Source organism: Streptomyces glaucescens (assembly GCF_002154375.1).
In the GTDB taxonomy this organism is placed as follows: domain Bacteria; phylum Actinomycetota; class Actinomycetes; order Streptomycetales; family Streptomycetaceae; genus Streptomyces; species Streptomyces glaucescens.
Genome location: NZ_MUND01000348.1, coordinates 1 through 8,231 on the forward strand (window position 1 = coordinate 1; position 8,231 = coordinate 8,231).

Sequence of the window (8,231 nt, forward strand, 5' to 3'; positions counted from 1 at the left end):
GGCGCCTGCCTCGCCGCCGCGGGCCTCGGCACCGTCCGCCGGTCCCACAGGACCCGGCCCCGGCCGTACCGACACGGCGGCGGAGAGCGGCGCCACGGCACCGGGACCGGCCGCACCGCCGCCCGCCGGCAGCACCGACGACGGCGACGGCACGGGCGGCACTGACGGCGCGGGCGGCACCGGGAGCACCGGCGGCTCCGGCACGTCCCAGCCCGGCTCCTCCCCCGCCGACACCTCGCCCGCGGAACTCTGCCTGCTGGTGGTCTGCCTCGGCTGACCGGCGCGGCGGCTACCGTCGGCTGCGGACCAGCAGGTGGAGGAAGTACGGCGTGCCGATGAGGGCCGTCATCAGGCCGGCGCCGAGCTGGGCCGGTGCGATGACGGTGCGGCCCACCAGGTCCGCGGTGCAGACGAGTACGGCGCCCAGGAGCACGGCGACCGGGACGACCCGGGCGTGCTGCCGGCCGACGAGGGCGCGGGCCGCGTGCGGTGCGACGAGTCCCACGAAGCCGATCGTGCCCGCGGCGGCGACGGCGGTGGCGCTGAGCAGAACGCTCAGCACGAGGAAGCCGAGGCGTCCGCGTGCCAGGTCCAGGCCGAGCAGCCGCGGGGTGTCCTCGTCGAGGGAGACCAGGTCGAGTTCGGTACGGCGCGCTGCCGCGACGGCCACGCCCACGGCGAGGACCACGGCGAGGGGCAGCACGTCGGGCATGCTCCGCCCGTAGGTGGAGCCCGACAGCCAGGTGAGCGCCTTCGTCGCGTTGAACGGATCGGTCAGGATGATGAGCAGGCTGATCAGCGCGGACGCGCCGGTGGCGACACCGAATCCGACGAGGACGAGCCGGTTCTGCCGGAATCCGCCGCCGGCCGCCAGCCCGAAGACGAGGGCGGAACTGACCGCGGCGCCCGCGAAGGCCGCTCCGGCCACACCCCACGACCCGGCGGACGGAACCGTCGTCACGAGGAGCACCGCACCGACCGCGGCGCCGCCGGAGACGCCCAGGATGCCCGGCTCCGCGAGCGCGTTGCGGGTCACCGCCTGGACCAGGGTCCCGGCCAGGGCGAGCGCCGCTCCCGCGAGGAGCGCGGCGAGGACGCGGGGCACGCGGGTGTCGAGGACGAAGGTGACGGTCTGCCCGGCCCGCCCCTGGAGCCAGTTCGCCACGTCACCGAGCAGCAGTTTGGCATCTCCCAGCAGGACCGCGGCGAGGGCGACGCCGACGAGCAGGACCACGAGAACGGCCGTGGTGGTCAGGAAGACGGCCCGGCTTCTGATGCGCAGCCGGTCGGGCGCGGCGGGCGCCGCGGTGTCGCGGACCCGGGTGGCCAGGACGACGAGGAAGACGGCGCCCACGAGGCTGGTGACGACACCGGTGGGTACGGCCACCGCCACGTCCGCCGGGACGAGCGCGCGCAGCAGCACGTCGGAGCCGAGCACCAGCGCCGCACCGACCAGACCCACGGCCGGCAGGCTCCCGCGGGTACGGGTGAATCCGCGGAAGGTGCGGGCGAGCGGGCGGACGAGGGCCGGGGCGCACAGGCCGACGAAGCCGATGGGTCCGGCGAGGGTGACGGCGGCCGTGGAGAGCAGGGCGGCCAGGACGACGGCCGTGACGCGGGTGGTGCGGACGGGGACGCCGAGTCCGCGGGCGGCGTCGTCGCCGAGGGCGAGCGCGTCGACGCGGCGGGCGAGGAGCAGCAGTCCGGCCAGGCCCGCGATGCCGATGGGGGCGATCTGCAGGACGCCGTCGAAGCCGCTCTGGGCGATGCTGCCCTGGTTCCACTGGTAGAGGCCCTCGGTCTGCTGGGGGAACAGCAGGAGCAGGCCCTCGGTGACGGCGGTGAGGCCGAGGGTGAGGGCGCTGCCCGCGAGGACGAGCCGGACGGTGCCGGCGCCCAGGCCGGAGAGGCCGAGGACGACGGCCGCCGCCGCGAGGCCGCCGGCGAAGGCGATGCCGGAGGAGGCGAGCAGCGGGAGCGAGAGCCCGCCGGCGGCGGCCAGTCCGAGGGCGAGGTAGGAGCCGGCGTTGACGGCGAGGGTGTCGGGCGAGGCGATGACGTTGCGGCTGACCGCCTGGAGGGCGGCGCCCGCCATGCCGAGGAGGGCGCCGACGAGCAGCCCGGCGGTCATCCGCGGCAGCCGGGAGGCGATGACGACGGACGCGTCGGCCGGGTCGGCCCGGCCGGTGAGCGCCTTCCACACCTCGAAGGCGCCGACCGCGGCCGTGCCTTGTGTGAGGTCCACGACCGCGAGGACCGCGACGAGGAGGACCAGTGCGGCCGTCACCGCGGCCGCACCGGTCCGGGACGTGGCCGCCGACGGACGCGTGGCGGGAGTGGTTGCGGTGACGGCCATGCGGTTACTTCGTCAGGGCGGTGACGACGGAGTCGACGTACTGGCTCATCGAGCCGGTACCGCCGAACATCCAGATGCCGTCGTCCAGCCGGTGGACGTTGCCGTTCTTCACGAACGGCAGCGAGGTCCACACCTTGTCCTCGGCCAGCACACCGGTGAACGGCGTGCTGTTCTTGTCGCCGTCGCTGCCGATGTAGGCGAACTGCACGTCGCCGAGCGCGGTGAGCCCTTCGACGTCGGTGGAGCCGAGGCCGTAGCTCTCGTCGCCCTTGACGGTCCAGGCGTTCTTCAGGCCGAGCCGCTCGTTGACCGCGCCGATGAGCGAGCCGCTGGTGAAGGGGCGGATCGAGACCTGGTTGGAGATGACGTAGCCGTCGGCGAAGGCGTACCTCGTGCCGGCGTGACCGGCGTCGGCGAGGGCCTTCTTCCCTTCGGCGAGCTTCGCCTCGAAGTCCTCGGTGAGCTTCTCGGCCTGTTCGGTGGTGCCGGTGGCCTTGGCGATGAGGTCGAGGTTGCCGGTCATCCGGCCGATCGGGTCGGAGGCGTCGGCGGAGCGGATCTCCAGGACGGGGGCGATCTCGCGCAGTTGCTTCACGGCGGCGTCGGGGAGGTCGGAACTGGCGATGACGAGGTCGGGGGCCAGGGCGGCGACGGTGTCCATGCTGGGTTCGCCGCGGGTGCCGATGTCCTTGGGCTCGTTCTTCAGCGGGACGGCGGTGTCCCAGGTCCTGTACCCCTTGACGTCGGCGACGCCGACCGGGTCGACGCCCAGCGATACCAGCATCTCGACGGCGTCCCACTCCGCCCCGACGACCTTCCGGGCCGGCCCGTCGAGCTGCACCTGGGTGCCGGAGGCGTCGGTGAGGGCGATGCGCTCGGTGGTCTTCTTCGCCGCGTCGTCGTTCGTCGCGGGCTCGGTGGTGCCGCAGGCGGCCAGGGTGAGGGCCGCGGCGGTGGCGGCTGCCGCGGTGAGGAGGAGGCGTCTCATGAGGTGGTGCTGAGCCTTTCGGTTCGCGTGTGGTGCCGGCCGACGGCCCGGGTGCGCAGGCGGCCGGTGAGGGGGTCGGTGTCGACCTCGATGCGGATGCCGTAGGTGTCGGTCAGCCGCTGGGGTGTCAGTACGTCCGGGGGGTCACCGTCGGCGACGACGCGCCCGGCGTGGAGCAGGACGATCCGGTCGGCCACGGCCGCGGCCTGGTCGAGGTCGTGCAGGACGGCGCCGACGGCGATCCCGTGGTCGTCGGCCAGATCCCGCATGAGGTCGAGGAGTTCGACCTGGTAGCGGAGGTCGAGGTAGGTCGTCGGCTCGTCGAGGAGCAGCACACCCGTCTGCTGGGCGAGGCAGCCCGCGAGCCAGACCCGCTGGAGCTGGCCTCCGGAGAGGTGCTCGACGCCGCGCTCCGCGAGGTCGGCTACGCCGGTCAGGGCGAGGGCGCGGTCGACGGCGGCCCGGCCGCCGGGATCGGTCCCGCCCCAGCGCCCCCGGTACGGGTAGCGGCCGAACTCCACGACGTCCCGTACGGTCAGCCCGCTGGGCGTGGGCCGTCCCTGGGTCAGCAGGGCGACCCTGCGCGAGAACTCACGGGGGCTCAGCGCGAGGCCGTCGGTGTCGCCGTCGATGAGGAGTGTCGCGGCGCGGGGCCGCTGCAGCCGCGCGAGCGTGCGCAGCAGCGTCGACTTCCCGCTGCCGTTCGGGCCCACCAGTACGGTGACTTCGCCCGCTCGCAGGGTCATCGAGGCGTCGTGGACGACGTCGACGCCGTCGTAGGCCACGGTGACACCCGTGGCCGACAGTTCATGACCACGGGGGCGCCCGGCCGCGGCGGTCTCTTCACCAACATGCACGCGACAGAGGTTAGCCTAACCTAAGTAGCACGCAAAGAGGGGGGTGCAAGACGGGAATCGGCCAAGCCGCCGCGCCTCGCACCCCGTCCCGTCCGCGGGGTCACTTCCGCCAGAACAGGTGGTGCGTCACCCCGCTCGGACTGGGCACCACATCCAGGTGGTAGCGGTCGAGCAGTTCGTCGGGAGACTCCCAGAGCCGCACCCCGGAGCCCAGCTTCACGGGCGACACCGCGACGTGCAGGGTGTCGACGAGACCGGCGTCGAGGAACTGCCGGATGGTCGTGGCCCCGCCGCCGAGGCGGACGTCCTTGCCCGCCGCCGCCTCCCGCGCCAGGGCGAGAACCGTGGCCGGATCGCCGTCGACGAAGTGGAACGTGGTGTCGGAGAGGGTGAACGAGGGGCGCTTGTGGTGGGTCATGACGAACACCGGCGTACGGAACGGAGGCTCGTCGCCCCACCACCCCTGCCACTCGTGGTCCTGCCAGGGACCACGCTGGGGACCGAACTTGTGGCGCCCCATGATCTCGGCGCCGATGTTGCGGGCGTAGTCCCGGGTGAAATAGTCGTCGAGGCCCCGGGTCCCTCCGGGGTCGGTGCGCATCGGCCAGCTCGCCGTGGCACCGGCCCAGGAGAACAGGTCGCCGGGGCGGGGGTGGCCGAACGGCTGCTCCAGTGTCTGGTGCTCTACGGCGCCGGCGCCGTAGCCGTCGCTCGAGACATTGAAGTTCTGCACCCTCAGCAGCTGAGTCACGCGGTTCCTCCTGTGATCGACCGATCGATGACCATGGGACTGCCGCGGCGACAAGAACTCATCGCGCCGCCCGTCAGGAGGTCCCGGCGTCCTCAGGCGTCGGCCAGTTCCGCGGCGCCGAAGGAGACGTCGAAGCGGTCGCACCAGATGCTCACGCTGCTGTAGCGGGACAGGTCGATTCCCACCGGCACGGTGTAGTTCTGGCTGCCCTTGTTCCCCTTGAGCTTGCCGAGGCTGACGTACTCGCCGTCGTCGAACAGGTGCCAGCCCTCCGGCCCCTCCTTCACCTCCGCGTCGCTCAGCCACACGCGCAGGTCGGGGCCGTTGCTGGTGTCGAGGTTCTCCAGCCGCACGATGCGGGAGCCGTCGGCCAGCCGCACCAGCTTCACCGTGCCCGACGTCGTGTGCTCATGGCTGATCAGCTCCCCGCTCGCCAGCGTCACCGGCCCGGCCGGGGCCGGCGCGGCGGACTGCCCGGACGGCGACGCGGCGGGCGGCGCGGAGGGAGCCGCGACCTCCGGCAGCGCCTCGTGGACCGTCTCCTCCTGCCACAGCTTCCACGGCTGGAACCAGTACAGCCCGAACGCGGCCCCGGTGACCGCCACCATCAGCACACCGATCGCCCATGGCCTGACCAGTACACTCCGCACCCGCCCCATCGCGCCCCTCCTGAAGGTACGTCCATGTCCGACGCCGTACGCGCCGTGGAGGTCGTACGCTCGTCGCTCCCCATTCAACGCGCGGACCGGCCGTACGGGGCCGTGGGACAGATGACGAAATCCTTACGGCGCCGCGGGCAGCGTCACCTCGAAACGGCAGCCGCCGGGGATGTTGCGTACAGTGGCACGGCCCTGGTGGGCCTCCACGATGCCCCGCACGATGGCGAGGCCCAGCCCCGCGCCGGCCGGAGGTGTCCGGGCGTCGCTGCCACGCCACCCGGTGTCGAAGACCCGGGTCAGCTCGTCGTCGGGGATGCCGCCGCAGCCGTCGGTCACCGACAGCACCACGGCGCCGTCCGGCCCGCGTTCCGCGGCGACCGCCACGGTGCCGTCGGCCGGAGTGCGGCGGATGGCGTTCACCAGCAGGTTGCCCAGCACGCGGCTCATCTCCTTGCCGTCCACCTCCACCGGCACCGGCTCGACCCGATCGTCCACCAGCCGCACACCCTGTTCCCGGGCGAGCGGGCCGGCTCCCGCCAGCGCGTCGCCGACCAGTTCGCGGACGGACAGCCGGGCGGGGGCCAGGGCGAGGGCGCCGGCGTGGATGCGGGAGAGTTCGAAGAGGTCGCCGACCATGCCGTCGAGGCGTTCGACCTCGGTGCGGATCTGCCGGAGGTAGCGGTCGGGGTCGGTGGCGACGCCGTCCTCCAGGGCCTCCGACATGGCGCGCAGACCGGCCAGCGGGGTCCGCAGGTCGTGCGAGATCCAGGCGACGAGTTCCCGCCGCGACGCCTCCAGGGCGCGTTCCCGCTCCCTGGACTCGGCGAGCCGGGCACTGGTGATGGCCAGCTCGCGGCTCACGGCCTGGAGTTCGGCGGTGGTCGGGCCGTCCGGAGCGGCGAAGTCCCCGCCGTCGCCGAACAGGCGGGCGGCGACGGCGAGTTCGCGACTGCGGGCGACCACCCAGCGGCCCAGCAGCAGCGCGGTCGCCAGGGAGACCGCGGCCGCCATCGCGACGACCGTCGTGACGACCGTCAGATCGTGCGGGGAGAGGAACATCGCCCGGGCGACGGCCAGCGTGCCCGCGAGCATCGCGACTACGCCGACCCCCGCGACCACGGCGAGCGACGCGGTGAGGGAGCGCCGCCGGATCCGCCACAGGACTCCCGCTCCGGCCAGGCCGGTGGCTGCGGCGCCCGCGAAGGCGTACAGGGCGATGAGAAGGGTGTCGCGCACGATCAGTCCGCCTCCCCGCCGGGCTCGAAGCGGTAGCCCACGCCCCAGACCGTCCGGATCAGCCGGGGCCGGGCCGGATCGTCCTCGATCTTGCCGCGCAGGCGGCGCACATGGACCGTGACGGTCGACAGGTCCCCGAAGTCCCAGCCCCACACCTCCCGCATCAGGTCCTCCCGGCTGAAGGCGCGCCCCGGATGGCGCAGGAAGAAGCGGAGCAGGTCGAACTCTCGCAGGGTCAGGGCCAGTTCGACGCCGTGCTTGGTGGCCCTGCGGCCGGTGGGGTCGATCGTCAGACCGGCCGCCGCCATCCGGTGCCCGGGGGTGGCGGGCGGCCGGCTGCGCCGCAGTACCGACTCCACGCGCAGGACCAGTTCCCGGGGGCTGAAGGGCTTGGTGACGTAGTCGTCCGCGCCGACCTCCAGGCCCAGGATGCGGTCCTCCTCGTCCCCGCGGGCGGTGAGCATGATGACCGGCACGGGCCCGCCGGCGCGCATCCGGCGGCACACCTCGATGCCGTCCATGCCGGGCAGCATCAGGTCGAGCACCACCAGGTCCGGCCGGTGCGCCGCGAGGCGGGCGAGGGCGGAGGGTCCGTCACCGGCCCGGTCGACGACATGGCCGGCGCGGTCGAGGTAAGCGGCGACGACCTCCGCGACGGTCGGGTCGTCGTCGACCACCAGAACGCGGGCCGACCGCCCCTGCGCCTCCGTGGATCCATACGCGTGCTGCATGCCCCAAGGGTGTGACAGCACGCCCGCTGACCGGTACCGCCCGGGGATCGGACCGCCAGGGCGGCCACGGCCGGTAGGGTGCCCGCATGGGGCTGGACATCACCGTCATGATCGCCGACTGGAGGTGGCTGGCGGAGGTTCCGCCCCCCGAGCGGCTGTCACGGCTGAGGGACGCCTGGTACGACGACGAGACGGGGCTGTGGGACCACGACGCGCCCGCGGTCGAGGGGGACTGGGTGTGGCCGCGGGGACCCCACGGCGCCCACTTCGCCGTGTACGAGTTCCTGCACACCTGCGGCTCGTTCAAGGCGCACTTCTGGGCCGGGCAGCGCTGGGAAGCCGTACGCGACCACGTCGAACGCACGCTGCGGACCGAGCTGGACGGCTTCCTGCACGGGCTGATCCGGGACGGCCCGGACGGTGAGGTCCGACGCTGCGAGCCGGGTCTCCTCGGTGACGGTCCCGCTGCCTACGGCGTCCTGCTCGCCCGGTCACCGGCAGGCGTGCGGGAACTGGCCGCGGCCTGGGAGCGGATCCGGTCCGGCCTCGCCGAGCTGCGAGGACCCTTCACCGAACACGCCGCCGTCGCCGATGGCTGGGCCGGTGACTTCGACGCGTTCGGGCGACTGCTGACGGAGTGGGGCCGGATCGTC

The 8,231-nt window shown here is 73.5% G+C and carries 8 protein-coding genes and 1 pseudogene; 2 read left to right on the plus strand and 7 right to left on the minus strand.

Features of this window, described 5'->3' with window-relative positions:
- Window positions 1–277: pseudogene (locus CCN42_RS42670) on the plus strand (SCO2400 family protein); the annotation flags it as partial.
- A 12-nt stretch (window positions 278–289) separates the two neighbouring features.
- On the opposite strand, the gene CCN42_RS22515 reads toward CCN42_RS42670, so the two are convergent.
- The 7 genes from CCN42_RS22515 to CCN42_RS22545 form a co-directional block, all read right to left on the minus strand.
- On the minus strand, window positions 290–2,356 hold the full coding sequence (locus CCN42_RS22515) for an iron ABC transporter permease (protein ID WP_086738238.1): 2,067 nt from the start codon (window positions 2,354–2,356) through the stop codon (window positions 290–292).
- Window positions 2,357–2,360: 4 nt separating this feature from the next.
- Window positions 2,361–3,344: an iron-siderophore ABC transporter substrate-binding protein gene (locus CCN42_RS22520; RefSeq protein ID WP_086738240.1), complete on the minus strand. Its 984-nt coding sequence runs from the start codon at window positions 3,342–3,344 to the stop codon at window positions 2,361–2,363.
- Window positions 3,341–4,201, minus strand: a complete 861-nt coding sequence (locus CCN42_RS22525) for an ABC transporter ATP-binding protein (RefSeq protein ID WP_086738241.1) — start codon at window positions 4,199–4,201, stop codon at window positions 3,341–3,343. Before CCN42_RS22525 ends, CCN42_RS22520 begins: the two co-directional genes overlap by 4 nt.
- Window positions 4,202–4,301: 100 nt before the next feature.
- Window positions 4,302–4,952, minus strand: a complete 651-nt coding sequence (locus tag CCN42_RS22530) for a dihydrofolate reductase family protein (RefSeq protein WP_086738243.1) — start codon at window positions 4,950–4,952, stop codon at window positions 4,302–4,304.
- Window positions 4,953–5,044: 92 nt separating this feature from the next.
- A complete protein-coding gene (locus CCN42_RS22535) occupies window positions 5,045–5,611 on the minus strand; it encodes a DM13 domain-containing protein (RefSeq protein WP_086738244.1) in 567 nt (188 codons plus the stop codon).
- A 123-nt stretch (window positions 5,612–5,734) separates the two neighbouring features.
- The gene (locus CCN42_RS22540) at window positions 5,735–6,847 is read right to left on the minus strand and encodes a sensor histidine kinase (protein ID WP_086738246.1); all 1,113 of its coding nucleotides are present in this window, start codon (window positions 6,845–6,847) and stop codon (window positions 5,735–5,737) included.
- A gap of 2 nt (window positions 6,848–6,849) precedes the next feature.
- Entirely contained in the window at window positions 6,850–7,578 is a 729-nt protein-coding gene (locus tag CCN42_RS22545; RefSeq protein WP_086738248.1) for a response regulator transcription factor, read from the minus strand.
- An 86-nt stretch (window positions 7,579–7,664) separates the two neighbouring features.
- Here CCN42_RS22545 and CCN42_RS22550 point away from each other — a divergent pair.
- The coding region (locus CCN42_RS22550) for a hypothetical protein (RefSeq protein ID WP_086738249.1) at window positions 7,665–8,231 on the plus strand (567 nt) is incomplete at its 3' end.

Excerpts from the sequence above, each read along its gene's own strand:
- CCN42_RS22515 (WP_086738238.1), bottom strand. The coding sequence starts at position 2,356 with ATGGCCGTCACCGCAACCACTCCCGCCACGCGTCCGTCGGCGGCCACG.
- CCN42_RS22520 (WP_086738240.1), bottom strand. The coding sequence starts at position 3,344 with ATGAGACGCCTCCTCCTCACCGCGGCAGCCGCCACCGCCGCGGCCCTC.
- CCN42_RS22535 (WP_086738244.1), bottom strand. The coding sequence starts at position 5,611 with ATGGGGCGGGTGCGGAGTGTACTGGTCAGGCCATGGGCGATCGGTGTG.
- CCN42_RS22545 (WP_086738248.1), bottom strand. The coding sequence starts at position 7,578 with ATGCAGCACGCGTATGGATCCACGGAGGCGCAGGGGCGGTCGGCCCGC.